The sequence below is a fragment of the Streptomyces sp. NPDC030165 genome (assembly GCF_055573595.1).
Genome location: NZ_JBVIBD010000011.1, coordinates 66,982 through 92,857, shown reverse-complemented (window position 1 = coordinate 92,857; position 25,876 = coordinate 66,982). Strand labels below are relative to the sequence as shown.

The following is a 25,876-nucleotide window of genomic DNA, read 5'->3' as shown; positions in this document are numbered from 1 at the left end:
GGTCGTCATCGGCCAGGACCGGACCATCGCGGAAAACCGTACGGGTTGATGCCCGGCCCCGCGTACGACAGGCTTGGCGGCTCCAACGTCTGAGGAGGAACGCCGCCATGGTGACCACGGCCCCCTACGGAGCCTGGCCGTCCCCGATCGACGCCCGGCTGGTCGCCGAGCACGACGGCCGCCCCGAGTACGTCGGCGTGGTGGGGGACGAGGTGTGGTGGACCGAAGCCCGCCCGGCGGAAGGCGGGCGGCGCGCGCTCGTGCGCAGGCGGCCCGACGGCACGGAAAGCACCCTGCTGCCGGCGCCCTGGAACGTCCGCAGCCGGGTCATGGAGTACGGCGGCCAGCCCTGGGCCGCCGCGGTGGACGCGGACGGCCGCACGGTGGTGGTGTTCTGCGACTTCGCCGACCAGCGGCTGTACGCCTGCGAGCCGGACGGCGACGCCGCGCCCCGCCCGCTCACCCCGGTCTCGGCCGTCGGCGGCGGGCTGCGCTGGGCCGACCCCGTCCTGCGCCTCGCCCGGGGCGAGGTGTGGTGCGTCCTGGAGGAGTTCACCGGCCCCCGGCCGACCGATGTACGCCGGGTGATCGCCGCCGTACCGCTGGACGGCTCGGCGGCCCAGGACCGTGCGGCCGTACGCGAACTGAGCGACGACCGGCACCGTTTCGTCACCGGCCCGCGGATCTCGCCGGACGGGCGGCGCGCCGCGTGGATCGCCTGGGACCACCCGAGGATGCCGTGGGACGGCACGGTCGTGCTGCTCGCCGACATCACCGACGACGGGGCGTTCACCGGCGTACGGACGTTCGCCGGCGGCACCGAGGAGTCCGTACCGCAGATCGAGTGGGACGCGGACGGCACGCTGCTGTACGTCTCCGACGCCGACGGCTGGTGGGAACTGCGCCGCGCCGACCCGGACGCGGCCGGGACCCCGGGCACCCGCCTGTGCCGCCCCCGGCAGGAGGAGTTCGGCGGACCGCTGTGGCAGCTCGGGGTGCGCTGGTTCCTGCCACTGGAGGGCGGCACGATCGCGGTGGTGCACGGCCGCGGCGCCATGACGCTCGGCATCCTCGACCCGGTCAGCGGCGAACTGGTGGACGCGGCCGGGCCGTGGACGGAGTGGGCGTCCACGCTCGCCGTGCACGGCAGCCGGGTGGTCGGCGTCGCCGCCAGCCCGCGCAGCGCGTTCGAGATCGTGGAACTGGACACCTGCACGGGCCGGGCCCGGGTGATCGCGGCCCGGCACACCGACGCGGTGGACCCGGTGTACTACCCCGAGCCGCAGATCCGCACCTTCACCGGCCCGGACGGCCGCGACATCCACGCCCACATCTATCCGCCGCACAGCCCGGGACACCGCGCCCCCGACGGCGAACTGCCGCCCTACGTCGTATGGGCGCACGGCGGACCCACCGGCCGCACCCCGCTCGTACTGGACCTGGAAATCGCCTACTTCACCTCCCGCGGCATCGGTGTCGCGGAGGTCAATTACGGCGGCTCCACCGGCTACGGACGCGCCTACCGCGAGCGGCTGCGCGAGCAGTGGGGCGTGGTGGACGTCGAGGACTGCGCCGCCGTCGCCGAGGCGCTGGCCGACGAGGGCACCGCCGACCGGCACCGGCTGGCGGTCCGCGGCGGCAGCGCGGGCGGCTGGACCGCCGCGGCCTCGCTCGTGACGACCGACCTGTACGCCTGCGCCTCGATCAGCTACCCGGTCCTCGACCTGGTGGGCTGGACCGTGGACGGCACCCACGACTTCGAGTCGCAGTACCTGGAGAGCCTGATCGGCCCGCACGCCGAGGTGCCCGACCGCTACCGCGACCGTTCCCCGCTGCGGCACGCGGACCGGATCGCCGCCCCCTTCCTGCTCCTCCAGGGCCTCGACGACGCCGTCTGCCCGCCCGGCCAGTGCGAACCCTTCCTCGCTGAGGTCAGCCGGCACGGCATCGCCCACGCCTATCTGGCGTTCGAGGGCGAGGGCCACGGCTTCCGCCGCGCGGAGACCATCGTCCGCGCCGTGGAGGCGGAACTGTCCCTGTACGTCCAGGTGTTCGGTCTCGACCGTACGGACGTTCCCGTGCTGGAACTCACCAAGTGACGGCCGGCCACCCGGTTCCGCGGACGGCGGCCCGCCCCCGGCGCCTGGCCCCCGGCGACCAGATCCGCCTGGTCGCACCGAGTGGCCCGATCGCCCCGGAACGGCTGGACGCCGGGGCCGACCTGCTGCGCGGCTGGGACCTCGACCCGGTCGAGGCGCCCCACGTACGCGGCCGGCACGCCACCCTGCCGTACCTGGCTGCCACCGACGAGGAACGCGCCCGCGACCTCCAGGAAGCACTGTGCGACCCGGACGTCGCGGCGGTCTTCGCGGCGCGCGGCGGCTACGGCGCGCAGCGCATGGCCGACCTCGTGGACTGGGCGGCCGTGCGGGCGGCCTTCCGCACACACGGGCCCAAGCCGCTGGTCGGCTTCAGCGACGTGACCGCGCTGCACGAGGCACTCGCGGTACGCGCCGGGGCGGCCACACTGCACGGCCCGGCCGTCGCGGGCGAGGTGTTCCTCAAGGACGAGCCGACCCGCGAACACCTGCGGCGCACGCTCTTCGATCCCGCGTCGGCGCGGATCCTCACGTCGCCGACGGCCCGGCCGCTGGTGCCGGGGCGGGCGAGCGGCGTCACGCTGGGCGGCTGCCTGTCCCTGCTCGCCGCCGACCTGGGCACGCCGCACGCCCGCCCGGGCGCGGCCGGAGGTCTGCTCCTGCTGGAGGACGTGGGCGAGCCCGCGTACCGCATCGACCGCGCGCTGACCCAGCTGCTGCGCACCGGATGGCTGGACGGCGTCGCGGGCGTCGTCCTCGGCTCGTGGGCCCGCTGCGGCCCGTACGAGGAGATCCGCGCGGTGCTGCTGGACCGCCTCGGGCCGCTCGGCGTCCCGGTCGTGGAAGAGTTCGGCTTCGGGCACGGCGACTCGGCGCTCACCCTGCCGCTGGGCGTACGGGCCGAGCTGGACACGGCGGCCGGGACCCTCGTGTACGACGTCCCGGCGCTGCGCGAGCGCCCCTGACGGCAGCGCCACCCGGACGAGCGACACGGCCGTGCACCGCGTCCTCGGCGCCGGTCTCGTACGAGTGGTCCGCCGGGGCCCGGTCCGGGTGTTCGTGCAGCCCATCGGGTGGTGCGGGCGGAGCCTTTCGGATGGACCTGGCGAGGCACGGGAGACAATCCCCGGTGCGAGCGTTGACACCTCTGTTAGAGCCTGTGTCGTGACCCCGGCGGGCGCCCGGCCGGGGTGATGACACGGGCCCCGACCCGTGTCACGACATGAGCCGGCCGTTACCGACCGCTTGGTGCGGCGTGCCTTTGTGGAGGTCTGCGTGCCCAGCGTGTCCAGAGCCCTGCCCGGTGCCGTGGCCCGGCCCGTCCGGAGCGCAGCGCGGACCCGGCACGTCCGGCTGCCGGTCTCCGCCTCGGTGTGCCTCGCGGCGTGCGCGGCGCTCATCGGGCCGGTGACCGCCGCCGGGACGGCCGGGGCGGCGGGGTCCCGGCAGCCCGGGTACTCCGTCACCGCCCTGAAACTCCCGGTACGGGCCGGCGGCCGCGACTGCACGCTCGACGCCGACCTCTACCGCCCCGCGGGCGTGGACGCCGCGCATCCGGCGCCCGCCGTCCTGACCACCAACGGGTTCGGCGGCAGCAAGTCGGACGGCTCCACCGACGCCATCGCCCGCGCCTTCGCCGTCCGCGGCTATGTCGCGCTGGCCTACTCCGGCCTCGGCTTCGGCCGTACCGGCTGCCCGATCTCCCTCGACGACCCGGGCGTCGACGGCCGGGCGGCGAGCCGGCTCCTGGACTTCCTCGCCGGGCAGCGGGCGGCGCGGGACGGGACACGGGTCGACTTCGTCACCAAGGACGGCCCCCACGACCCTCGGGTGGGCATGTTCGGCGGCTCGTACGGCGGCGCGATCCAGCTGGCCACCGCTGCCGTCGACGGGCGGCTGGACGCCCTGGTCCCGCTCATCACCTGGCACGACCTCGCGTACGCCATGGCCCCGAACAACGCCGACCGCACCTCCGGCGTGACGGGGCCGCAGCCGGGTGCGTACAAGTACCAGTGGACCAACGGCTTCTACCTCATCGGGGAGGCCCAGGGCCTGCTCCATCCGCGCCTGGACGCCTCGCGGTCCGGCGGCGCGGGATGCGTGCACTTCGTCGCGCAGGCGTGCGAGACCAAGAAGCTGCTGAACTCCGGCCGTTACCCGGCCGCCCGTACGGAGGCCGTGCTCGGCTACGCACGCAGCGTCTCCCCGGTCTCCTACCTCGCCTCCGTCCGCACACCGACCCTGCTCGTCCAGGGGCAGGCGGACACCCTCTTCAACCTCAACGAGGCCACCGCGACGTTCGAGACCCTGCGGGCACAGGGCACCGACACCGCGATGATCTGGCAGTCCTGGGGCCACAGTGGCGGCATGACCGACCCGGCCGAGGGCGAACTCGACCTGGCGAAGGGCAACTTCGAGAGCAGTTACGTCGGGCGGCGGGTCCTCGCGTGGTTCGGCCGCTACCTGCGTCACGCGTGGGGCACCGACACCGGGCCCGCCTTCGCGTACTACCGGGACTGGGTGCGCCGCGGACCGGTGTACGGCACCTCGGAGGTCTTCCCCGGGGGCATCCCGCGACAGCTGTACCTCTCCGGTGACGGCAGGCTGGTGGACAGCCGTGCCGACGTGGTCAGCGGCGACCGCTCGTACCGCAACTGGCGGGTGCCGACCAGTCACTCGGAGAGTTCGCTGGCGGAACTGCTGAGGCTGCCGAACCGCACGCCGTACGACACCCGGGGCACCTACGTGGACTGGACGTCCGACCCGGTCCGGGGGCGGCCGGTGGACGTGGTCGGCGCGCCCCGGGCCACCCTTGAGGTCCATTCCCCCGAGGCCGAGCAGACGCAGCGCTCCGGTGACGCGGCCGACAAGCTGCTGCTGTTCGTCAAGCTCTACGACGTGGCCCCGGACGGCGGCAAGACGCTCGTCCACCGCCTGGTGGCGCCGGTCCGGGTGCCGGACGTGACCAGGGAGTTCACCGTCGACCTGCCCGCGATCGTGCACCGCTTCGAGCGCGGGCACCGGCTGCGCTTCGTGATCGCCGCCAGCGACACCGCGTACTTCGGCAACCGCGGAACCAAGCCGGTGACCGTCCGCAGCTCCCGCGAGCACACCGGCACGCTGGAACTGCCGGTGGTCACGGATGCGCTGGACGAGGTGGCGGAAGTGGCCGAGGTGGCCGAGGCCGACAGCCCTTGATCAGGAGTCGGTGACCGTGATGGCCTGGACCGGGCAGGCGCGGGCGGCCTCCCGGACCATCGGGTCGCCCGCGCCGTCCTCGCGGCCCGGCAGCAGGGCGCTGAACCCGTCGTCGTCCTGGGTGAACACCTCCGGCGCGGTCAGCGCGCACTGACCGGAGCCGATGCATACGGACGTATCGATGTCGATCTTCATGGCGGATCTCTTCCGTTCGTCGGCGGACACCCGGGGCACGGCCGGCCGCCCGCTCACCAGGTGACGGGCAGTTCGACCAGGCCCTGCAGGGTGTGGCCGGGCTTGTGGGGGACCTCGGCGGCGGGCACCGCCAGCCGCAGGCCGGGGAAGCGGGCGAAGAGCGCCCCGAAGGCGATCTCCATCTCCGCGCGGGCCAGATTCTGGCCCAGGCACTGGTGGACGCCGAAACCGAAGGCGACATGGTGGCGGGCGGAGCGCTGCCAGTCCAGGGTGTCCGGCGAGGCGTAGGCCGCGCCGTCCCGGTTGACGACCGAGGTGGAGAAGATGACACCGTCGTCGGCCCGGATCGTCTCGCCGCCGACCTCGATGTCCTCGGTCGCCACCCGCACCATCCCGTCGGCGATCGACAGGAACCGCAGCAGCTCCTCCACCGCTTCCGGGAGCAGCGACGCGTCGGCGCGCAGCGCGGCGAACTGCTCCGGGTGCTCCAGCAGCGTGAAGGTGCCCAGCGAGAGCATGTTGGAGGTGGTTTCGTGGCCGGCCACCAGCAGGAGCATGGCCATGCGCACCAGGTCGCGGTGGCCCATCTCACCGGTGTCCAGGCGCTCGGCGATCAGCTCGTCCAGCAGACCGTCGCCCGGCTGTTCGCGCTTGCGGGCCACCAGGCCGGTGAAGTAGTCCTCCAGCCGGTCGCGGGCTTCGGTGACCTCTTGGGGGTCGGTGCTCTGCAGGAGGGTGCGGGACAGCTCCTCGAAGAGCTCGTGGTCGGTGTACGGGACGCCGAGCAGGGAGCAGATCACCATGGACGGCACGGGCAGCGCGAAGGCGGACACCAGCTCGGCCGGCGGGCCCTGTTTCTCCATGGCGTCCAGCAGCCGGTCGACGATTTCCTGGATGCGCGGGCGCAGTGTGGCGACGCGCTTGAGGCTGAAGCTCGGGATCAGCATCCGGCGCTGCGTGTTGTGTTCGGGGTCGTCGACCCCCAGCAGCGGGGTCCGTACGGTGCGCAGCGACTCGAAGCGCGGCGCGGGGGCGGGGAACGCCGGGTTCTGCCGGTCGGCGGACAGGCGCGGGTCGGTGAGCAGCGCCCGGGTCTCGGCGTGGCCGGTCACCACCCAGACGGGGCGGCCGTCGTAGAGCGTCACGCGGGACAGCGGACGGGTGTCGCGTAACGGCTGGTAGCCGGTGGGCGGGTGGTAGGGACAGGTGCGGTCCTGGGGGAAGGGCGGCGCCTCGGTCATGGGACCTCCTGGCGGAAGGCTGCGTGGCTGCGTGGGCGGTGCGGTCGACGGGCTCCTGTGGCAAGGCTGTCGGACGGCGGGTCGGGAGGAGATAAGGGCGGCGATATGGGCGGAGCGGGCGGAGAGGGGAGGGGGCTGGACCGGATCACGTCACCTTCCACTCCATGCCCCATGCACGTAGTACGTCCATGCGCAGACCGGCCAATTCCGGCCCGGTCACTCCCGGCAGAGCAGGGTGTCGATCACCGAGTCCAGGTACCGGTCGCGGTCCGCCCCGCCGGGCAGGCTCTCCGGGACGGCGTGCCCCAGTTGGGTGTGGCCGAGATACGCCGTGTACGCGAGCAGGCCCCGCCGGCGCGCCTCGGCCGCCGGGAAGCCCAGCGTGGCGAACAGCCCGGCGACATAGCCGATCCGGCGGTCCGTCACCCGGCGCAGGACCGCCGCGACGCGCGGCTCCGCCGCCGTCGCCAGCAGCGAGACTTCCAGGGGGTCCTCGGCGGACGCGGCGGTCGCGTGCGCGAACAGGCCGCGCAGCCGTCGTTCCGGGTCGGGTTCCGCCTCGACCGTGGTGATGACGGCCTCGGTGTGCAGTTGCTCCCAGCGCTCCAGTGCGGCGTCGACCAGCGCGTCCCGGTTGGCGAAGTGCCAGTAGAAGCTGCCCTTCGTGGTGCCGAGCCGGGTGGCGATCGGCTCGACGGCCACCGCCGCCAGGCCGCCTTCGCCGATGGCCGCGAGGGCGGCGTCGGCCCAGTCGTCGGCGGTCAGCCGGCGCCGGGTGCCGCTCCGCCGTCTGCTGCGGCCCGCGCCGGTGGGGGAGTTCGCGGGCCGGCCCGGAGGAGGGGTCGCGGTCTTGCCCGAGTCGGGGTTCGCGGGCCGGTCCGAGGAGGTGTCCCGCCGGTCGTCCGTTCGCCGTTGCGCCATGACCATACGCTACCGTACGGTCAAACATACGCAACCGTATGGAGGTGCCTGATGCGCACGGTCCGCGATGTCCACGCACGCACCGTCCAGGCCCCCGCCGGGACGGTCGGGGCCCTGATCGACCGGCTGGCCGGCGACGACGACCCGCTCTTCCCGGTCCCCGCCTGGCCCGCCATGCGCTTCGACCGCCCGCTGGGCGTCGGCGCGACCGGCGGCCACGGCTTCGTCCGCTACCGCGTCACCGCCTATGAGCCGGGCCGCCGCCTCCGCTTCGACTTCCCCGGGGGCGGCCACCACGCCATCGAGGTCACCCCGCTCGACGCGGACAGCTGCCGGGTGACCCACGTCCTGGAGGACCGCCTCACCGGCGTGAACCTGGCCGCCTGGCCGCTCGCGGTCCGGTGGATGCACGCCACCGTCGTCGAGGAGGTCCTCGACAACGTCGAACGCGCCGCCACCGGCACCGTCCGCGCCCCGGTCCGCCGTTCGCGGTGGGTGCGGCTGCTGAACCGGCTCCTGTGGGAGCGCCCCGTCGCCGTCGCCGTCCCGCCCGGCGCCCGGCTGGCCCGTACCGCCTTCGCGCGTACGGACTTCCAGGACGCCTGGCAGCTGCCGCTGCCGCCCGGCATGCCGCGCGACCCGGCCGCCTGGAAGGGCGTGCTGCGCGGCGCGTTCCCCGAGCTGGGCCGTGCCACGACCGCGGACGGCGGGGAGATCCTGCTCGGCCAGGACGCCCGGCACCTGGACTTCCGCGCGTCGATCCTGGTCGAGAGCCCGGCCGCGGGGCCGGACGGGCGGACCGCGGGCCACGGCGGCCGGGTGACGCTCAGTACGGTCGTACGGACCCACAACGCGGGCGGGCGGCTGTACTTCGCGGTCGTCCGGCGTGTTCACCCGGTCCTCGCCCGGGCGATGCTCCGCCGTACGCACCGCCGGCTGGCGCTGGCCGCACCGAGCGCGGGGGAGCGCGACTCGGCGGCACGCGCCCCGCGAGCCGGGTACGGTCACCGGACACGGCCGTAACGGCTCCCGGCACCCCGCACCGCGCCGGACCGCCCGCACGCGCCGCCGAGAAACGGACGGACCGGATGACTCCGGGCGGACGCGCAGGAAGACGACGAGGGAGTGCGACCGATGACCACGGGCGATATCTGGGCCCCCAGCGAGGAGAGCGGCGCCGCGCGGCCCGCCCTGACCCCCGAGCTGTACGACGCGTCCGCGCTGCCGGGCCCGCTGCCGGCGGACGGCGCCCGGGAGGTGTCGCTGTGGCTGGTGCGCACCGTGCCCGAGGCCGGGCTGCACGACACGGCGGTGCTGGACGCGGCCGAACGCAAGCGGACCGCCGCGTTCGTCCGGCCCGGTGACCGCGACACCTACGCCACTTCGCACAGCGCGCTGCGCCGTCTGCTCGGCGCGTACCTGGACCGTGACCCGGCCGGCATCCGGTTCGTACGCGAACCCTGCCCCTGCTGCGACGAGCCGCACGGCCGGCCGGCGCTGGCCGGCGCCGGGGTGCCGCTGCACTTCTCGCTCTCCCACACCGGCGACATGGCGCTGATCGGCTTCGCCCGCACCCCTGTCGGCGTGGACATCGAGCGGCCGGCCTCGCCCCGGACCGTGGCGGAGGTGTCCGGCATGCTGCACCCGCAGGAGCGCGCGACGCTGGACGCCCTGCCCGAAGACGGCCGGCCGGCCGCCTTCGCCCGCTGCTGGACCCGTAAGGAGGCGTACCTGAAGGGCACGGGCAGCGGCCTGGCGGGCGATCTGATGACCACGACCCTGGTCGGCGCCGGTCCGGCGCCGGTCGCGGTGCCGGGGTGGGAGATGGCGGACGTGGCGGTGCCGGAGGGGTACGCGGCGGCCTGCGCGATACGTACCACAGCTGCCACATTTTGACCGTTCTTGATCGATGCCGTACGGCGCCGGACGTCACACTTCCTGCATGGGCCAATCACACGCGGGCGGGGCGACGGACGGCGCGGTACGGGGAGCGGCGAGCCGGGAGGCCGGCGGCACACGCCCTGGCGCGCGATCCGGGACGGACGCCGCCTGGGCCGCTCTCGGCGGCGATCCGGTCCTGACGCGACACGTCACGTACGGCGGCCCGGCCGGCGTGCCCGAGGGCCCGCTCGCCGCCCGGCTCCCCGTCCTGCCCCTGGCCCGCTCCACCGTCGCCGTGTGCGCGCTCGCCGCCGCCGAACTGGCCGCCCGCCGCACCGGGAAGGCCGTACCGGACGTACGCGTCGACGACGGCGCGGTCGCCACCGCCTTCGTCAGCGAACGCCACCTGCGCGTCGACGGCCGTGCCCCCTCGTCCTTCGCGCCCCTCTCGCGCTTCTGGCGGACCGCCGACGGCTGGGTCCGCACCCACGCGAACTACCCGCACCACCGCGCCCGGTTGCTCACCGCGCTCGACCTGCCGGGTACGGCCGGGGCGGCCGACGTCGCGGCGGAACTGGCGAGCCGGCGCGCCGAGGAGGCCGAGCGGACCGTGTACGCGGCAGGCGGGCTGGCCGTCGCCGTCCGTACGCCCGCCCAGTGGGCCGCCCACGAGCAGGGCGCGGCGGTGGCCGTCCGGCCGCTGCTGACCCTGGAGAGCCTCGGCGCCGGGGCCCCGCCGCGCCGTCTCGCCACGGTCGGCGGCGGCCCGGACCCGCTGCTCCCGGCCGCCGGCCTGCGGGTGCTGGACCTGACCCGGGTGATCGCCGGGCCGGTCGCCACCCGGACGCTCGCGCTCCTCGGCGCCGACGTCCTGCGCATCGACGCGCCACAGCTCCCGGAGAGTCAGGACGCGCACAGCGACACCGGTTTCGGCAAGCGCTCGGCCACGCTCGACCTCGGTTCGCGGTCCGGCCGCGCCACCTTCGACGCCCTCCTGGCCGCCGCCGACGTGCTCGTCACCGGCTACCGGCCGGGCGCCCTGGACCGGTACGGCCTGGCGCCGGAAGCCCTGGCGGAACGCCGTCCCGGCCTGGTCGTCGCCCGCCTCTCCGCCTGGGGCGGCTATGGGCCGTGGGGCGGGCGGCGCGGCTTCGACAGCCTCGTACAGGCGGCCTCCGGCATCGCCGTCGCCGAGGCCGGAGCGGACGGCACGCCAGGAGCGCTGCCCGCCCAGGCCCTGGACCACGGCACGGGCTATCTGCTGGCCGCCGCGGTCCTGCGCGCGCTGACCGAACAGTCCCGTACGGGCGGCACGCGGCTGGCGACCCTCGCCCTGGCGCAGACCGCCGCCTGGCTGGTCCACGGTCTGCCCGAAGCCCCTCACCCGTCGGAGCCCCCGGCCCGTCCGTACGACCCCGCCCCGTATCTCACCGAAAGCACCGGCCCCGTGGGCCACCTCCGCCACGCGCTCCCGCCCGTCACCTTCGAAGGGGGACCGGCCAACTGGTCCCGCCCGCCGGGCCACTGGGGCGGCGACGCCCCGGCCTGGCGCGCACGCTGACGGCCGGAGCCCCCGCATCCGCCAGGTCGCCGGGCAGCGAATCGCTCGTACGATCGATATGCCTGGCGCCCCGGCCCGCCGCTTCGTACGATCGGACGATGGCTGACGATCATTATCTCGCCACCGGCCCGCGGGTCGGGCTCCGGTACTTCACGGCGGGGGACCGGGCGGAGTTCACGGCGCGGGCACGGGAGAGCGTACGGCTGCAGCGGCCGTGGCTCTCCCCGCCGGCCACCGACGCGGCCTACGACGGTTACCTCGCCAAGCTCCAGGAGCCCTCGCGCGAAGGGTTCCTGATCTGTGAGCTGGAGTCCGGCCGGATCGCCGGCTTTCTGACCATCAACAACATCGTGCACGCCGCGTTCCGCTGCGGGGCGGTGGGGTACGGCGCCTTCGCGCACGCCGCCGGGCGGGGGCTGATGAGCGAGGGGCTGCGGCTCGCCATGGGGTACGCCTTCGGCGAGCTGGGGCTGCACCGCCTGGAGATCAACATCCAGCCGGCCAACGAACGCTCGATCGCCCTGGTCAGGCGCGCGGGCTGCCGGCTGGAGGGCTACTCGCCCGACTTCCTGTTCATCGACGGCGCCTGGCGGGACCACGAACGCTGGGCCATCACCAGTGACATGTTCGAGAGGATCTGATGTCCGAGATCACCTTCCGGCACCCCGTTCCGGTGCTGCGCGTCCTCGACCCGGCCAAGGCGCGCGAGTTCTACCTCGGGTACCTGGGCTGCGCCGTCGACTGGGAGCACCGCTTCGCGCCGGACCTGCCGCTGTACACGCAGGTGTCCCGCGGCGGCCTGGTCCTGCACCTGTCCGAGCACCACGGGGACGGGACACCGGGCTCGGTGGTGTACGCCGAACTGAGCGGCGTACGGGCGCTGCACGCCGAACTGTCGGCCAAGGAGTACCCGTTCCAGCGGCCCGGCCTGGAGGAGGACGCCGAGCTCGGGCTGACGCTGACCCTCACCGACCCGTTCGGCAACCAGCTGCGGTGCAACGAGCCGCCGGTGGAGTGAGCCGCCGGGGCGCCGTGCGGGCGGGCTCTCGGGCAGCGGCCCGGGCACGGCCCGGTACCACCGGGCGCGGCTCGGCTGCGGCCTTCCGGGCGGGGCCTTTTCGGGCCCGCCCGGCGGCCGTCAGCGGCCCTTCCGGTTGACCTTCATGGTGTCCATGTCGGTGGCGGACGAGCGCAGGTCCCGGTAGCCGTACCCGGCCGCGGTCAGCGCCGCCTCCGCCTTCTCCTCGGCGAGCGCGGCCGCCAGCTCCTCGCCGTCCGCCGCGTCCGAGACGATCACGTACCGGTACGTGAACGACCGCAGCGCCGTGTCGTAGGCGAGCGAGCCCTCGGGCGTGAACCTCAGCTGCGCCGGGCCGTGGTCGTCCGCCTCGGCCAGCAGCCGGGCCCTGGCCTCGTCCGTCAGCCCGTCCCACCGGCCCCGCACGATCACCCGGTAGGTGTGGTCCGTCGCCATCGCCTGCCCTCGTTTCCGTCACTGGTACGGCGGCCCTCGCCGTACCGATGCGCTCGCAACGGTACGGCATGCGGGCCGCCGCACGGCACCCGCCCGCAACGGCCCCGTAGGTGCCGCGGCCGGCGAGGGCGCCGCCCGGATCACCGGCCGCGGACAGGCCGACCTCACCGCCATCGACGGCATTCAGGCCGTCCGCGCCGATGGGCAGATCACCGGTGACGACGGCGCCGTCCGCGAAATGCGCGGTCACCTGACGAAGGCCTTTCCCGAAGGGCAACAGCCGCGCACCGTGTGCGATTCTGTTGCCCCGGCGCACGGCCTCCTCCTGCAATGCGGAATTCAACTCGCCACGGCTCAGGCGCCGATACCGCAGCATCGCGTCGTCGGCCTCTCCCGTCGGCGCGTGCGCCACCTCGCTTCCTCGGGCGTCGAGAAGCCGCGTCGAACGCAGCGGAAAGCCGAGTGCGGTGACTGCGTCCGAAGCGCCGAACTGCGCCAGGGCGGTTGCCGTGCCGACAACCCCACCGCCGATGACCAGTATGCGATTCACGTTTCACTCCGCTCTTCGGCGCGGGTTCCATTCTGTGCCGGGCTGAACCGGTGATTCCAGGCGGCACGGCCTGCCCGTTGATGGCGGCGATGGTCGCGCCCCGGGTGCCGGCAACCCGTGCCGGCGTACTCGGAGTCGGCATGCCCGGTGTCGGCACACCCGTGCGACGTCGCTCGCCGACTGTGGCTACAGTGATCTCGCGCGGTCAGCCATCCCATTTCCGCAAAGACTTGGAATGGAGATGGCAGTAATTCGTATATGGGGCGTCAAGTGGTCGCAGTGCGCCCCTATACGGACAACGGGGTCACGGGAGGGCCTAATGGGTAATGGCTACGACGTCGAGAGCGCTGCTCTGCGCCGGTATGCCAACGCGGTGGACGAGGCGGCGGGCCGGGTCGAGAAGATCCGTAACCGGGCCCGCGGTCTGGAACTGTCCAGCGGGGTGTTCGGGATGCTCTCCGAGTCCGACAGCCTCAAGGCGGACTACGACAAGCAGTCCGAGGAAGCCGTCAGCGATCTCCATGACGTCAAGGAGTCCCTGGGGGCCATCGCCGACGGCATGCGGCTGGCGGCCGACGGCTACGACACCAACGAGGACGACCAGGTCCGGCTCATGGGCGGTGGTCAGGCGTGAGCCAGGCACTGGAACGTATCGGGTTCGACGTCGACTGGAGCAACCCGCTGGCGGGCGCGCTCGACTCCACGATCCGCGGCGCCGTCAAGAGCCTCGGACTCGACGAGTACCTGGAGAAGGTCAGCGGCGACAACGAGAAGCTGATCGCCACCGCCCGCGAGTGGCGGACCGCCGCCTCCGAGATGCAGGGCGTCGTCGACGACCTCCAGGCCGAGCGCCGGACGCTGCAGGCGTCCTGGACGGGGGAGGCGTCCACCGCCTTCGGCACGACCATGACCGAGTTCGAGCAGGCCTTGAAGGGCGAGGCCGAGGACATGATCACGGTCGCCGAACTCCTGGAGATGGCGGCGGAGGCCTGCACCGAGGCCGAGGAGACGATGATCGAGCTGATCACCGAGATCGTCGAGGCGCTGCTGGTGGCCGCCGCGACGGCGGCGATCGTCGCGATCCTCACGGCCGGCGTCGGCGCGGCCATCGGCCCGCTGATCGGGGCCGCGGGGGCCACGCACCGGGCATTGAAGGCCGTACGGATCACCGCCAAGCTGGCGGACAAGCTCAAGGACCTCGCCGACCGGATGCGCGCCCTGCAGAAGCTGCGGAGGGCACGTATCAAGGCCAAGGCGCTGTGGCGCAACAAGAACGCCCGCAAGAAGATCAGCAGGGGCGTCAAACAGGTCGTCAAGCGGGCCGCGGGAGCCAAGGCAGCCGGGGCCGTCATCGACGCGGCGCCGCTCGCCAACAGCGTCATCGAGCACCACACCGGCGTGGATGTCGGCGAGAAGGCCGGCCAGTGGGCCGACAAGGGGGAGGCCGCGCTCCATGACGCGACCGGACTCAAGTGGGTCGACGTCGGCGGCCACCGGTGGGACGTGGAGCACCAGGACGCGGGCAAGCCGCCGCCGCCCACGGAGCAGCAGAAGCAGTACGCCGACCGCCCCGACCCCAAGAGCTTCGACGAGCGGCTGGCCGAGGCGGCTCCGCGGGCGGCCAAGCCCGTACGCGAGGTGTTCGGATGAGTCTGCGCGTCGCGCTGGGCAGGGTCCCGTACAAAGAAGCCAGGGAGCGGGCCGGCGAAGCGCTGCCGGGTGATGAGCGGCTCGTACAGAACGAAGTGGCCTTCCCCGGGCACCGGCTGCCCAAGCCACGCCGGTGGAACCGTCCCCGCGTCCTGGCGGGCCGCCGCCTGCCGGGCGACCGCTGGGAGGGCGCCAAGCGGGTCTTCTGGCTGGTCGACGCCATCATCCAGCCGATTCCCGATCTCTTCGGCGCCCGGCGCAAGAAGGGCAAGCCCCTGAAGGGCGGCTGGGGAAGTCTGGCGGGCCAACTGGCCACCGCCCTGTGGCCCCGCGTACCGACCACCGACGCGCTGCCCGTACTCCAGCTCACCGACCGCCACCTGCACGTCACCTATGTGCAGCGCGGCCGCCGCCGCGGCGAACTCGGCGCGGTCGAGGCGGGCTGGAGCACGCCCGCGTCCCAGGTGGCGTGGATCCGGCACCGTACGGACATCGACGCGGACGCCTACGAAATCGGCTTCACGGACGGATCCTGGGCCCGGGTGGAGATGCGCAGCCAGCACGCCGTGTATTTCGTGGAGTGTTTTCCGCGGGGCGGTTGAGAAGGCCGGGCGGGCGCCCGGTTCCGGTTTCGTGACGGGTTCCGGGCGCCGCGTCCGGCGGATGCCCGGTTCCGTCGCCGTACTTGTACCGTCGCGGCACCGGAACCTGACGGCATTTTCCGGCACACATGGTCTCAACAGGCCCTTTTCAGGCTCGCGCGGACAGGGTTCCATGGTCAACAGGCGGCCACCGCACCAGAGGTGGCCCGGTACAACCTTGCGAGGCAGCCGTGGCCACTGGCGTACGACGCACCACCCTGACCCTCCCCGCGGCGCCCGTCGGCCCGGCCGACCCGCTGCCCGCCGTCCGCGCGCCGGGCGACGTCCACCGCGTCGAACTGCCCGACGACCTGGACCTGCCGCCCGGCATGGCCCGCCAGCTCCGCTACGCCCCGCTGGACTCCCTGCTGCCCGTCAGCCTCCGCGCCGCCTACGGCCGTACGCGCACCGAAAGCAGCCTCGACGCGCTCGTCATCGAGAACGACCGGCTGCGCGCCACCGTCCTGCCCGGCCTCGGCGGCCGCGTGCACTCCCTCCACCACAAGCCCACCGGCCGCGAACTGCTCTACCGCAACCCCGTGCTCCAGCCCGCCAACTTCGCCCTCAACGGCGCCTGGTTCTCCGGCGGCATCGAATGGAACATCGGAGCCACCGGACACACCGCCCTCTCCTGCGCCCCGGTGCACGCCGCGACCGTACCGGCGCCCGACGGCGGCGAGATGCTGCGCCTGTGGGAGTGGGAACGGCTGCGCGACCTCCCCTTCCAGGTGGACCTCTGGCTCCCGGACGGCTCCGACTTCCTCCTCGTCGGCGTCCGCATCCGCAACCCGCACCCGCACGCCGCCCCCGCCTACTGGTGGTCCAACATCGCCGTACCCGAGGACGAGCACACCCGCGTCCTCGCCCCGGCGGACACCGCCTGGCACTTCGGGTACGAGCACACGCTGCGCAGCGTCCCCGTCCCCGAGTCCGGCGGCACCGACCGCACCTACCCGCTGCGCAGCCGACACCCCGCCGACTACTTCTACGACATCCCCGACGGCGACCGCCCCTGGATCGCCTCGCTCGACGCCACCGGCCACGGCCTCGTCCACACCTCCACCGCCACGCTGCGCGGCCGCAAGCTGTTCCTGTGGGGCGCCGGACGCGCCGGCCGCCGCTGGCAGCAGTGGCTCACCGAGCCCGGCACCGGCGGCTACGCGGAGATCCAGGCGGGCCTGGCCCGTACGCAGCTGGAACACGTGCGCCTCGAAGGCGGTGCCGAGTTCGCCTGGCTGGAGGCGTACGGGCCGCTCGCCGCCGACCCCGCCGTGGTGCACGGCACGGACTGGGCCGCGGCCCGCCGCGAGACCGCCGGCCGGCTCGAAGCCGAACTGCCGCGCGAGAAGGTCGAGGCGGCCTTCGCCGCCTGGCGGCCGTACGCCGACGCCGAACCGAAGGAGACGCTGGCCACCGGCTCCGGCTGGGGTGCCCTGGAACGGGCCCGCACCGGCCACGACCTGCCCGGCACCCCTTTCGCCGAATCCACCATCGGCCCCGACCAGCGCCCCTGGCTGACGCTGCTGCACACCGGCGACTTCCCGCGTGACGGCAGCGTGCCCGCCGCCACCCTCGTCGCCGCGCCGTGGCGCGACCTGCTGGAGTCCGCGCCGCCCGGACCGGGCACCGACTACCACCTGGGCATCGCCCAATGGCACGCGGGTGACCGCGCCCAGGCCGTCCGAAGCTGGGAACGGGCCCTGGCCCACGGTACGGACTGCCGGCCCCTCTACTGCCTCGCCGTCGCCGAGGAATACGCCGGCGAGACGGAGCGCGCGGCGCAGCGCTACGCGGAGGCGCTGGCCTGCGTACCGGACGAAGACCTCGCGAACGCCGACGCGGATGCCACGGAAGACCTCGCGCCCCTCCTCCCCGCCCTGGTACGCGCCGCGGTCCCCGCCCTGCTCGCCGCCGACCGCACCGACGAGGCCGCGGCCGCCCTCGCCCGCCTGCCCGAGGCCACCCGCACCGACGGCCGCCTCGCCCTGCTCACCGCCCAGGTGGCCCTGGCCCAGGGCGACGCCGCCGCGGCCCGCGCCGTCTTCGACCGCGGCTTCGAGGTCCCCGACCTCCGAGAAGGCGACGAATCCCTCAGCGACACCTGGTACGCCGTCTCCGAAGCCCTCACCGCCGGCACCGGTCCTGTCACTCCTGCCGTCCGCGACAAGGCGCGCGCGGAGCACCCGCTTCCGGAGCGCTATGAGTTCCGGATGCGGGAGGTGTGAGGGGGCGACAGCCACCTGGGCCGCGCTCTCAGGGGTTTCTCCGCGGCGTCATGCTCGGCCGGCCGGTCACCTGGTGGGCGCTGCGGCACCTCGCGACCGACACCGTCAGGGTCAGGGCGTCGAGATGGACCCTCAGCGCGTCCGGCTTCATGTAGCCCGCCTTGGGCCTGGCCCTCGGCCTCATCGCCCTGGGCATCCTGCGCCTGCGAGGGCGCTCCCGGGACTGAGGTCCGGTCTGATCTGCCCCGGCCGGCGACCGGTCAGGCGGCTAGATAGTCGTGGACCGGCTCGGCGGGGGCGAGGGTGAGGTCGGTCAGGATGTGGCTGGCGTCGACGACCTCGTGCACGGGCAGGTCGGCCAGGGGTGCCATGACGTGCTCGAAGAGCTGGAGGCGGGCCGGACCGTGCCAGGCTTCCTTCACGGTGAGGTCGGTGATCCGCGTGCGGACCAGGTCACAGACGCGGGGCCGGAAGTCGTAGCCGGGGACCGTCTTGACGGCGAAGGTGGGCACGGTGATCTGCGCGCGGGCCTTTTCCGGGTCGAGCGGCTGCCACTTGTAGGCCATGGTGGCGGTGGCGACGCGCTCGCTGCCGTAATCGAGGGTGCCGATGAGCGCGCCGCGCTCGTGACGCAGTGCGGGCTCGCCGGCGACCTTCGGGTAGGCGCTCAGTTCACGCCCTGCGGCGGTGGCGCCGAAGGAGTCCAGGTACATGGCGTGCAGGTACTCGCCGTGCTCGGCTCCGTGACGTACCGGGATGACCTGGCCGCACTCCGTGTACGGCCCGTAGCCGTCCACCTCGCCCATGCGCATGACCTCGAAGCGGACGAGGGGCTCGGCGATCTCCAGGGGTTCCGGGACCACCGCGCGCAGGGCGTCCGGATCGGTCCGGTAGACGACGTTGAAGTACTCGCGGTCGGTGAAGCGGGTGGGCCGCGGGGGGTAGAGCGGGACGGTCAGGGGGGTGGTCACTGCGGCGGTCACCTGGTCGGCGCGCATGGGCTGCTCCTCGGGCGGGGGGCGACGGGCACCCCTCCAGTTGCATACAAGGTGTATCGGATACACACTGTATCGAGAAGTTGGGTGCAACATCCACCCGCGTGCCGGCCCCGCTCCCGCTCTCCCCGCGGGGCCACGAGACAGGAGCAGTCATGAGCTTCACCCTCCCCTTTGACCACCAGGACCGGCCGGTCGCCGTCATCGGCGCGGGCACGCTCGGCCGCCGTATCGCCTTGATGTTCGCCACCCGGGGCGGCCTGGTCCGCATCTACGACCCCGCCGCCGAAGCAGGCGAAGCGGCCTGCGCCTACGTGGCCCGCGAGCTGCCCGAAGTGGTGAAGACGATCAGCGACGGCCGCCCGGGCACCGTCGAGGCCGTGACCGAACTGACGCCCGCCCTCGCGGACGCCTGGCTGGTCATCGAGGCGGTCCCCGAGCGCCTGGACCTGAAGCAGCGCATCTTCGCGGACCTGGACGCGCTCGCCGAGCCGGACGCCATCCTGGCCAGCAACTCCTCGTCGTACGCGACGAGCCACCTCGTCGACAGCGTGCGTACCCCCGAGCGCCTGCTCAACCTGCACTTCTACATGCCGCCGCGGCAGAACGCCGCCGACGTGATGTCCTGCGGCCACACCGACCCCGGCGCCGTCGAACTGCTGCTGAGGGTGCTGCCCGACTACGGCATCCACCCGTTCGAGGCCCACCGGGAGAGCACCGGCTTCATCTTCAACCGCGTCTGGGCCGCCATCAAACGGGAGAGCCTCGCCGTGGTCGCCGAAGGCGTCTCCACGCCCGCCGACATCGACCGGATGTGGCAGGTCAACACGGATGCCCCGGCCGGCCCGTTCCGCCTGATGGACGCCGTCGGCCTGGACGTCGTCCTGGACATCGAGAACCACTACGCCGCCGAACGCCCCGGGCTGCCCGAAGGTCCCCGGGAACTGCTGCGGACGTACGTGGACGCGGGCCGCCTCGGCGTCAAGACCGGTGCCGGCTTCTACGACGATTACCAGCGGCAGGGCTGACGGCAGGCCCGGTACGGGCGGGCACGTACCCTTCGGGAGGAACCATCACCTCAGGGAGCGGTACGTGCCCAAGTCACCCACCAAGCGCCGGCCGGCCACGGTCGCCGCGCTCACCGACAGTGCGCTCGCACTCTTCGCCGAACGCGGCTTCCACGCCACGTCGATCAGTGACATCGTCCAGCAGGCCGGGCTGACCCGCGGCGCCTTCTACTCCAACTTCCGGGACAAGGAAGAACTCTTCCTCGCCCTGTACGACGCGCACACCGACCGGCTCCTGTCCGAACTACGGCACCAGGTCGAGGCGTTCACGGACGACGCCGACCCGGTGGCACGCGTCTTCGACCTCCTGGCCACGCACGACGCACAGGAGCGCTCCTGGTTCCTGGTCTCCATGGAATTCACCCTGCACGCGGCGCGCCACCCGGACGTCGCGCGCGCCCTGGCCGAACACGAAGAGCGCCTCAACACCGGCCTGGCCGAGATCCTGGACCACTGCCTCGAATCCTCCGCACCCACCCCCGACGTCTCCTCCGCCGCCCTCGCCCGCCTGGTCGTAGCCCTCTACGAAGGCCTCACCGCCATGCGCGTAACCCACCCCACCCCCGAAACCGACCCCACCCCCCTGGCCCGCCGCGCCCTTCCGCACCTCGTCCGCGCCCTTGGGGCACCGGGGGACCGAGGCTGAGGGCGGCGCTCGACCAGGCCAGGCCGGGGACGGGCAGCCGATAATGCTATGTCGGTCCCAGCTGGGCTGCGAGAGCATCCGGTGCATGGAAGAGCCTGCCGAAAGCCTCATTTCTGACCGGGTCGCATTACGCCGGTGGCGCATGAGCGATCTCGACGCCTTGGAACGGGCGATCCACGAGTCGCTGGACCATCTGGTGCCGTGGATGCCCTGGGCAGCCGACCACGGCAGACAGCAGACCGCTGATTACCTGGCCCGAAGCCGAGAGGAGTGGGAGACCGGGCGAGCTTTCGGCTACGCGATCACATCGGGTGCCGCGGTGATCGGCAGCTGCGGACTCATGCGCCGCATCGGAGCGGGCGGCCTCGACATCGGCTACTGGCTCCACCCTCACTGGACCGGACGGGGCCTGGTCACGATGGCCGCAGCGGCTCTTGTCCGCCAGGGCTTTCAGCTCGCGGGCATCGACCGTATCGAAATTCATCACGATGCCGCCAACCCTGCCAGCGGAGCCGTCGCCCGGCGCCTGGGATTCACTGAGGTCGAGCGCATGCCAGCGCCTGAAAGGCCTGTCGCTCCCGGTGAAGTGGGAATTGATGTCATCTGGCGGTTGACGGCAGAGCGGTGGCAGGGAAAGACCGGTAAGAAGGCTGAACCGGCGAGCTGAGCAGAGGTGGTTCGGGTATTTCACGTCGGTGGGCGCCGTCCGTGAGAGTGGGGCTCAGATTCTGCGCTTCCCGGATTTCCGGATCAATGGGCTTTGCCGCAGTGAAGGCAATCCGTGTGTTCTCCGGGGTGGGCGCGGCCACATCGCGAGCCGCCACATCGCGAGTGTTCCAGTCGTATCCATGACCACTTCAGAGCATGTACGGACGGACCCGGCAACGGCACCGGCATCGGCACATCGCGAAGCCGCTGCCGGCAACCCGAGCCAGCGGCAGCAGCAGTTCGAGGGTCGCCCGGCGCTGCCCGCTATCCAGCCGGGACAGGGTGCTCTGCGAGACGCCGGTCGTCGTCGTGAGGGCGGCGAGGGTGATGCCGCGGTCGCGACGCAGCGCACGGAGCCGCGGTCCCACCGCGTCCAGCACGTCGTCGTCCGTCTTGGGGGCCATGGGGCCCATCTTGCCGTTACCGCAAGTTTTCGTGCCAGGCCGTGCTGGGCCTGGCAAGACTGGGCGCCCACCGACACAAGGAGCCTCGATGAGCACTCGGCCGGCACGCGGGTCACGCGGACATCCTCCGCGAACTGATCGACGGCTCGACCGGCCGCTGAACGCCTGTGAGCCGCACGGGCGTTGCACCGCCCGCCTTGACCGTGAAGCTCCGGCTCCCGGAGATCTTCGCCACGGCCTCTCCCGTCTCGCAGAGGCCTCTGTACGTGTGTACGTGGCGATTACGTAATGCGCTACGTAGATCACTTGCGAACGGCGCCGGCCGGCTGTGCCCGGACGTAATGTCGACGACGGCAGAGAAAAGAGCCTCTGAGTGGAACTCAGGTCCCGACTCAAGAAACGAGCAAGGATTTGCGTATGAAGTCATGGCGTACCCGTGTCGCTGTCGGTCTCGCTGTCGGCGCCGCGGCGATCACCGTCCCGCTGACCGCCACCACCGCTTCCGCCGCCGACTGGAAGGTCGCCGGCGGCGGAAGGTACTCCTCGGAGCAGGCCTGCGAAAGTGAAGCGCGCCAGGATTACGTCGACACCGGCAGGTACAGCGAGGTCGACTGCGTGAACAAGGGCGACTCCTTCTACGAGATCTGGGTCCGCTGATACTCCGGTCGAGGACCGATTTCTTCTTCCCCTGGCGATGTGTGCCGCCGCGGTGCCCCAATGCCTGGCCGACAGTGGGCGAGAGCGTGAGCCTTACGGCAGGTGGCGGTGCCCGCGGCGGTCCTCGTTCGGACCGCCTCGGCCCGGACCACGCCGGTAACCCCTCGGAGACTCCGTGACCTTACGGATAGCAATCACCGCTGAGCCGATACCTTCGCATGTGTCCGCGCTCGATTACGTCACCGGTCCGGCCCTTGAACAGGGCCATGATGTCTCGCTGTACGCCCCCCTCATGTTCCGCCGCGAAGCCCGGCGGCGTGGCGTGGAGTTCCACCAGGCCGGAACCGACTGGACCTGTGATCCCGCCGTGCAGCGGGAAGCGAGCGAGATCTGGGAGGCGTTGGGAAACGCACCGTTCAACCGCTACGTCTTCGGTCGGCTCTGGCCGGATCAGGCCGAGGCGAAGGCCCATGACCTGATCACCGCGTGGACGCGGGCGCGGCCTGATCTGGTGATCTCCGAGTGCAGTGATCTCGGTGCGCACCTCGCGGCGAAGGTCTTGGACCTGCCCGTGATCGCAGCGGACAACGGGCTGGGACCGGTGCTGCTGGACCTTTGGGAGACCGACGTCGCACCCGCGCTGGCCTCCCTCTACAAGCAGTACGAGCTGGACGCGCCGGTGCTCCCGGCGTTGCTCACCCCCGCGCCGGCCCCGTGGTTCTACGAGACGCCCCCGTCGTCCGCGCACGCGGTACGGCGCACCGTCGTGGGAGACCGGACAGCCCTGCCCGGCCGGCTGGACCGCTCACCCTCCTCGCGCCCTCTCGTCTACGCGAGCCTCGGCACCCTGACCACCGCGATGCCGGGGCTGCGTACGACCGTGGGGGGCCTGTACCAGGAGATCCTGGCCGCGCTGTCCGCCATCGACTGCGACGCGATCGTGTCCGCGGGCGATCTCGCGGAGCACCTGCACAGCACGGACCCCCGCATCACTGTCGTCAAGCACGTCCCGCAGCCCGCGCTCCTGCGCCGCGCCGACCTGTTCGTGACGCACGGAGGCCGGGCTTCCCTGCTCGACGCGGTGCAGAGCACAACGCCCGTACTGGGGCTGGGCATTCTCGCCGACCAGCCCGACAACGTCGCCGCATTCGCACGGCGTGGCCTCGGACGCGCGCTGGAATTGACGGCGGCACACGATGAGATCGCCGACGCCATGACGGCCATCCTCGGCAGTTCCTGTTACGACGACGCCATGACCGTCGCCAGTTCCGAGCTGGCGCAGTTGCCGCCGCTCGTCATCACGGAACTGTAGACGCAACCCGCGTGGCAAGGGTCCTGACCACCCGTCACTCAATGAGCGGACGACGCAATGCTCAGTGGTGCCATGTGGCATTCACAGAAGGGAAATCCATGACCAGGACGACGAAGACCGGGACGAAGACATCGAGCCGACGGCGCGTGGCCGTGACCGGTGGGCTGGGACTGGTCCTGCTGGCGCTTGCCGCCGTGCCCGCACAGGCCAAGGGCTCCCTGGGCCTCACGGCGCCGCCCACGACCGCTGTCGGCAAGACGTTCACCGTCACCGCGCACGGGAATGACGACGCCGCCTCCTACCAGCGGATATGCCTGGAAGACCGCATCGGCGGGCAAACGTGGCGCCAGGTGGCCTGCGGCGCCACGGTGGCCAGGGAAGACGGCGGGGACGCGCAGGCCGTGGCTCACGTCAAGGCCGCGCAGCGCGGTCCACTGCAATTCCGTGCGGTGATGTACGGGCTGACCGGCCCGCACGACCGGCACCCCGTGCGCTGGCGGACCTCGGACGTGGCGACGGTACAGGTCCGCTGACGGAATTCGCTGCCGATCACCGTGCGACACCTGTGGCCCGGGCCGCGTGGCCGACCGTCAATGCATCTTGTGGCTGACACCCTCGGCCTCGTTCCGCAGGGACGTGCCGGGCGGCGAGAACGACTTCGGCTGTGACGCCGGCAAGCGGACGACGCGGGTTCCTGCACGGAAACACCGGAAAGTGCCGAGAACCGCTCCGAGGGGCGAGTCGCCGGTCGGCCGTGGAGCAGGCAGGATCGTCCTGCGGCCATCTCATTCAGGAGACATCATCATGAAGGCAGTCATTACGCACAGCTACGGCGACCCCGACCAGCTCACCTACGGCGATCAGCCCGATCCCAAGGTGGCGCCCGATGCGGTGCTGGTGCGGGTGAAGGCGGTCGGGGTCAATCCTGTCGACTGGAAGATCCTGGCGGGCTATCTCGATCCGATGATGAACGTGCATTTCCCGCTGATTCCCGGCTGGGACGTGGCCGGGGTGGTCGAGCGGACCGGTGTGGACGCGACCGAGTTCGCCGTCGGTGACGAGGTCATCGGCTACGTCCGCAAGGACGAGGTCCAGCACGGTACGTTCGCCGAGCTGGTCGCCGCTCCGGTACGGACCCTGGCGCGCAAGCCCGCCGCGCTGAGCTGGCAGCAGGCCGCCGGGCTGCCGCTCGCCGGCCTCACCGCCCTCCAGGCCATGGACCGGATCGGCGTGACCAAGGGCGACACGGTCCTGGTGCACGCCGCGGCGGGTGGTGTCGGGTCGCTCGGCGTGCAGATCGCGGTGGCCCGTGGAGCCCGCGTCATCGGTACGGCCGGCGAGCACAACCACGACTTCCTGCGCTCCCTGGGCGCCGATCCGGTGACGTACGGCGACGGCCTGGCCGGCCGGGTGCGCGAGCTGGCGCCCGACGGGGTGGACGCGGCCCTGGACTTCGTCGGCAATGGCGTCATCGACGTCTCGCAGGAACTGCTGCGGGACCGCTCGCGGGTCGCCTCCGTCGCCGACGACGCCGTCAGGGACAAGGGCGGGCACCTCGTGTGGGTGCGCCCGGACAGCGCCGGCCTGGCCACGCTGGGCGATCTCGCCGACGCCGGGAAGCTCACCGTGCACGTCGACACGGTGCTGCCGCTGTCGCAGGCGGCCGACGCGTTCCGCCGCAGTCAGGAGGGCCGGACGCGCGGGAAGATCGTGCTGGAGGTCTCCTGACCCGGGCGGGGGAGCAGAAGGGGCGGTGCGTCGGGCGTCGTTCGGCCAGTCGGGGGAGCGGCCCGGGAGGGTCGGCACGTGGTCGAGACGTGGTCGAGGCTGGGCGCCGCGCCGGGCGGGTCGCCCACCCGCCGGGGCGCGAAGTCGGCGGCCGAGGCGACCTGTCCGTGCGCGGCGGCGAGACCGTGGTTCCGCCCCGTCATGTGGGCGAGCAGCTGCCCGAGGTCCCACGCGGCGCACGGTGTGGGCAGGCCGAGGTGTTCGGACGTACCCGCCCGACCACCTCGGTGACCGTGTCCGGCACGGCGCGGTGCGGCGGGCGTAAGCCGGCCGGCGGAGCCGTGCCGGAGCCGGGCATCAGGCCGCTTTCCGGTCGACGTACTCGAAGACCGAGCCGTCCGGATGGCGGGCGACGAGGTTGCGGCCGATCGGGGTCGGCAGCGGGCCCGCGATGATCTGCGCACCGACCGCCGTCAGGTCGGCCACCGCGTCGTCCACGTCCTTGACGGCGAGCGTCGCGGTGATCTTGCTGAGGACGGACAGCTGCGCCTCCGGGCCGCTCATCAGGAAGAAGCAGCCGACGGCCGCGACCGATACGCCGCCGTGCTCGAAGCGCCTCGCCTCGGCGCCGGTCAGTCGTTCGTACACACCGATCGCGGCGTCGAGGTCGGTCACGCACACCCGCAAAGAGGTCCCCAGAATGTCCATGGGACGAGCGTAGTT

At 72.6% G+C, this 25,876-nt stretch carries 26 protein-coding genes and 2 pseudogenes; 21 read left to right on the top strand and 7 right to left on the bottom strand.

Annotation, left to right across the window (positions count from 1 at the left end):
- Positions 1 to 107 precede the first annotated feature (107 nt).
- From ACZ4Z1_RS21825 to ACZ4Z1_RS21815, 3 genes are all read left to right on the top strand, one after another.
- Positions 108 to 2,099: a S9 family peptidase gene (locus ACZ4Z1_RS21825; RefSeq protein WP_468488259.1), complete on the top strand. Its 1,992-nt coding sequence runs from the start codon at positions 108 to 110 to the stop codon at positions 2,097 to 2,099.
- Complete coding sequence (locus tag ACZ4Z1_RS21820) at positions 2,096 to 3,064, top strand: S66 peptidase family protein (protein ID WP_468488258.1); 969 nt, start codon at positions 2,096 to 2,098, stop codon at positions 3,062 to 3,064. The genes ACZ4Z1_RS21825 and ACZ4Z1_RS21820 overlap by 4 nt, the downstream gene beginning before the upstream one ends.
- A gap of 310 nt (positions 3,065 to 3,374) precedes the next feature.
- Positions 3,375 to 5,297, top strand: a complete 1,923-nt coding sequence (locus tag ACZ4Z1_RS21815; RefSeq protein ID WP_468488257.1) for a CocE/NonD family hydrolase — start codon at positions 3,375 to 3,377, stop codon at positions 5,295 to 5,297.
- Here ACZ4Z1_RS21815 and ACZ4Z1_RS21810 read toward each other — a convergent pair whose 3' ends face one another.
- The 3 genes from ACZ4Z1_RS21810 to ACZ4Z1_RS21800 form a co-directional block, all read right to left on the bottom strand.
- Positions 5,298 to 5,492 carry a ferredoxin gene (locus tag ACZ4Z1_RS21810; RefSeq protein ID WP_468488256.1) on the bottom strand — a complete coding sequence of 65 codons (195 nt, stop codon included), beginning with the start codon at positions 5,490 to 5,492 and terminating at the stop codon, positions 5,298 to 5,300.
- A 53-nt stretch (positions 5,493 to 5,545) separates the two neighbouring features.
- On the bottom strand, positions 5,546 to 6,733 hold the full coding sequence (locus ACZ4Z1_RS21805) for a cytochrome P450 (protein ID WP_468488255.1): 1,188 nt from the start codon (positions 6,731 to 6,733) through the stop codon (positions 5,546 to 5,548).
- 216 nt (positions 6,734 to 6,949) lie between these two features.
- Positions 6,950 to 7,654 carry a TetR/AcrR family transcriptional regulator gene (locus tag ACZ4Z1_RS21800; RefSeq protein WP_468488254.1) on the bottom strand — a complete coding sequence of 235 codons (705 nt, stop codon included), beginning with the start codon at positions 7,652 to 7,654 and terminating at the stop codon, positions 6,950 to 6,952.
- A gap of 51 nt (positions 7,655 to 7,705) precedes the next feature.
- Between ACZ4Z1_RS21800 and ACZ4Z1_RS21795 the strand changes: the two genes are divergently transcribed.
- From ACZ4Z1_RS21795 to ACZ4Z1_RS21775, 5 genes are all read left to right on the top strand, one after another.
- Positions 7,706 to 8,677, top strand: a complete 972-nt coding sequence (locus ACZ4Z1_RS21795; RefSeq protein ID WP_468488253.1) for a DUF2867 domain-containing protein — start codon at positions 7,706 to 7,708, stop codon at positions 8,675 to 8,677.
- A gap of 111 nt (positions 8,678 to 8,788) precedes the next feature.
- Entirely contained in the window at positions 8,789 to 9,550 is a 762-nt protein-coding gene (locus ACZ4Z1_RS21790; RefSeq protein WP_468488252.1) for a 4'-phosphopantetheinyl transferase family protein, read from the top strand.
- A gap of 46 nt (positions 9,551 to 9,596) precedes the next feature.
- Positions 9,597 to 11,096, top strand: coding sequence for a CoA transferase (locus ACZ4Z1_RS21785; protein WP_468488251.1), 1,500 nt, complete (start codon positions 9,597 to 9,599; stop codon positions 11,094 to 11,096).
- 98 nt (positions 11,097 to 11,194) lie between these two features.
- Positions 11,195 to 11,737 (top strand): GNAT family N-acetyltransferase, encoded by a 543-nt coding sequence (locus ACZ4Z1_RS21780; RefSeq protein WP_468488250.1) that lies wholly within the window; start codon positions 11,195 to 11,197, stop codon positions 11,735 to 11,737.
- On the top strand, positions 11,737 to 12,114 hold the full coding sequence (locus tag ACZ4Z1_RS21775) for a glyoxalase superfamily protein (RefSeq protein ID WP_468488249.1): 378 nt from the start codon (positions 11,737 to 11,739) through the stop codon (positions 12,112 to 12,114). Before ACZ4Z1_RS21780 ends, ACZ4Z1_RS21775 begins: the two co-directional genes overlap by 1 nt.
- A gap of 120 nt (positions 12,115 to 12,234) precedes the next feature.
- Here the strand turns inward: ACZ4Z1_RS21775 and ACZ4Z1_RS21770 are convergent, their stop codons facing one another.
- Positions 12,235 to 12,570, bottom strand: a complete 336-nt coding sequence (locus ACZ4Z1_RS21770; RefSeq protein ID WP_468488248.1) for a DUF6204 family protein — start codon at positions 12,568 to 12,570, stop codon at positions 12,235 to 12,237.
- Between ACZ4Z1_RS21770 and ACZ4Z1_RS21765 the strand changes: the two genes are divergently transcribed.
- From ACZ4Z1_RS21765 to ACZ4Z1_RS21745, 5 genes are all read left to right on the top strand, one after another.
- Positions 12,554 to 13,174, top strand: coding sequence for a hypothetical protein (locus tag ACZ4Z1_RS21765; RefSeq protein WP_468488247.1), 621 nt, complete (start codon positions 12,554 to 12,556; stop codon positions 13,172 to 13,174). The genes ACZ4Z1_RS21770 and ACZ4Z1_RS21765 overlap by 17 nt on opposite strands.
- Before the next feature lie 265 nt (positions 13,175 to 13,439).
- Positions 13,440 to 13,754: a DUF2563 family protein gene (locus ACZ4Z1_RS21760; protein WP_468488246.1), complete on the top strand. Its 315-nt coding sequence runs from the start codon at positions 13,440 to 13,442 to the stop codon at positions 13,752 to 13,754.
- The gene (locus tag ACZ4Z1_RS21755; protein WP_468488245.1) at positions 13,751 to 14,770 is read left to right on the top strand and encodes a WXG100 family type VII secretion target; all 1,020 of its coding nucleotides are present in this window, start codon (positions 13,751 to 13,753) and stop codon (positions 14,768 to 14,770) included. The genes ACZ4Z1_RS21760 and ACZ4Z1_RS21755 overlap by 4 nt, the downstream gene beginning before the upstream one ends.
- On the top strand, positions 14,767 to 15,372 hold the full coding sequence (locus ACZ4Z1_RS21750) for a hypothetical protein (RefSeq protein WP_468488244.1): 606 nt from the start codon (positions 14,767 to 14,769) through the stop codon (positions 15,370 to 15,372). Before ACZ4Z1_RS21755 ends, ACZ4Z1_RS21750 begins: the two co-directional genes overlap by 4 nt.
- A gap of 230 nt (positions 15,373 to 15,602) precedes the next feature.
- On the top strand, positions 15,603 to 17,636 hold the full coding sequence (locus ACZ4Z1_RS21745; protein WP_468488243.1) for a DUF5107 domain-containing protein: 2,034 nt from the start codon (positions 15,603 to 15,605) through the stop codon (positions 17,634 to 17,636).
- Positions 17,637 to 17,896: 260 nt separating this feature from the next.
- Here the strand turns inward: ACZ4Z1_RS21745 and ACZ4Z1_RS21740 are convergent, their stop codons facing one another.
- Positions 17,897 to 18,634, bottom strand: coding sequence for an acetoacetate decarboxylase (locus ACZ4Z1_RS21740; RefSeq protein ID WP_468488242.1), 738 nt, complete (start codon positions 18,632 to 18,634; stop codon positions 17,897 to 17,899).
- A gap of 152 nt (positions 18,635 to 18,786) precedes the next feature.
- Here ACZ4Z1_RS21740 and ACZ4Z1_RS21735 point away from each other — a divergent pair, with 152 nt between their 5' ends.
- From ACZ4Z1_RS21735 to ACZ4Z1_RS21725, 3 genes are all read left to right on the top strand, one after another.
- The gene (locus tag ACZ4Z1_RS21735) at positions 18,787 to 19,659 is read left to right on the top strand and encodes a 3-hydroxyacyl-CoA dehydrogenase family protein (RefSeq protein WP_468488241.1); all 873 of its coding nucleotides are present in this window, start codon (positions 18,787 to 18,789) and stop codon (positions 19,657 to 19,659) included.
- A 64-nt stretch (positions 19,660 to 19,723) separates the two neighbouring features.
- Positions 19,724 to 20,344: a TetR/AcrR family transcriptional regulator gene (locus tag ACZ4Z1_RS21730; RefSeq protein WP_468488240.1), complete on the top strand. Its 621-nt coding sequence runs from the start codon at positions 19,724 to 19,726 to the stop codon at positions 20,342 to 20,344.
- A gap of 85 nt (positions 20,345 to 20,429) precedes the next feature.
- Positions 20,430 to 21,011 carry a GNAT family N-acetyltransferase gene (locus ACZ4Z1_RS21725; RefSeq protein ID WP_468488239.1) on the top strand — a complete coding sequence of 194 codons (582 nt, stop codon included), beginning with the start codon at positions 20,430 to 20,432 and terminating at the stop codon, positions 21,009 to 21,011.
- A gap of 259 nt (positions 21,012 to 21,270) precedes the next feature.
- Here ACZ4Z1_RS21725 and ACZ4Z1_RS21720 read toward each other — a convergent pair.
- Positions 21,271 to 21,465: pseudogene (locus ACZ4Z1_RS21720) on the bottom strand (helix-turn-helix domain-containing protein); the annotation flags it as partial.
- Positions 21,466 to 21,554: 89 nt separating this feature from the next.
- On the opposite strand from ACZ4Z1_RS21720, the pseudogene ACZ4Z1_RS21715 reads away from it, so the two are divergent.
- The 5 genes and pseudogenes from ACZ4Z1_RS21715 to ACZ4Z1_RS21695 all read left to right on the top strand — a co-directional run.
- Positions 21,555 to 21,617, top strand: a pseudogene (locus ACZ4Z1_RS21715) (mini-circle protein); the annotation flags it as partial.
- 256 nt (positions 21,618 to 21,873) lie between these two features.
- Positions 21,874 to 22,113 (top strand): hypothetical protein, encoded by a 240-nt coding sequence (locus tag ACZ4Z1_RS21710; RefSeq protein WP_468488238.1) that lies wholly within the window; start codon positions 21,874 to 21,876, stop codon positions 22,111 to 22,113.
- Positions 22,114 to 22,333: 220 nt separating this feature from the next.
- On the top strand, positions 22,334 to 23,425 hold the full coding sequence (locus ACZ4Z1_RS21705) for a glycosyltransferase (RefSeq protein WP_468488237.1): 1,092 nt from the start codon (positions 22,334 to 22,336) through the stop codon (positions 23,423 to 23,425).
- Positions 23,426 to 23,523: 98 nt separating this feature from the next.
- Positions 23,524 to 23,958 carry a hypothetical protein gene (locus tag ACZ4Z1_RS21700; protein WP_468488236.1) on the top strand — a complete coding sequence of 145 codons (435 nt, stop codon included), beginning with the start codon at positions 23,524 to 23,526 and terminating at the stop codon, positions 23,956 to 23,958.
- Positions 23,959 to 24,229: 271 nt separating this feature from the next.
- Positions 24,230 to 25,153 carry an NADP-dependent oxidoreductase gene (locus ACZ4Z1_RS21695; RefSeq protein WP_468488235.1) on the top strand — a complete coding sequence of 308 codons (924 nt, stop codon included), beginning with the start codon at positions 24,230 to 24,232 and terminating at the stop codon, positions 25,151 to 25,153.
- 357 nt (positions 25,154 to 25,510) lie between these two features.
- Here the strand turns inward: ACZ4Z1_RS21695 and ACZ4Z1_RS21690 are convergent, their stop codons facing one another.
- Positions 25,511 to 25,861 carry a VOC family protein gene (locus ACZ4Z1_RS21690; RefSeq protein ID WP_468488234.1) on the bottom strand — a complete coding sequence of 117 codons (351 nt, stop codon included), beginning with the start codon at positions 25,859 to 25,861 and terminating at the stop codon, positions 25,511 to 25,513.
- Positions 25,862 to 25,876 lie beyond the last annotated feature (15 nt).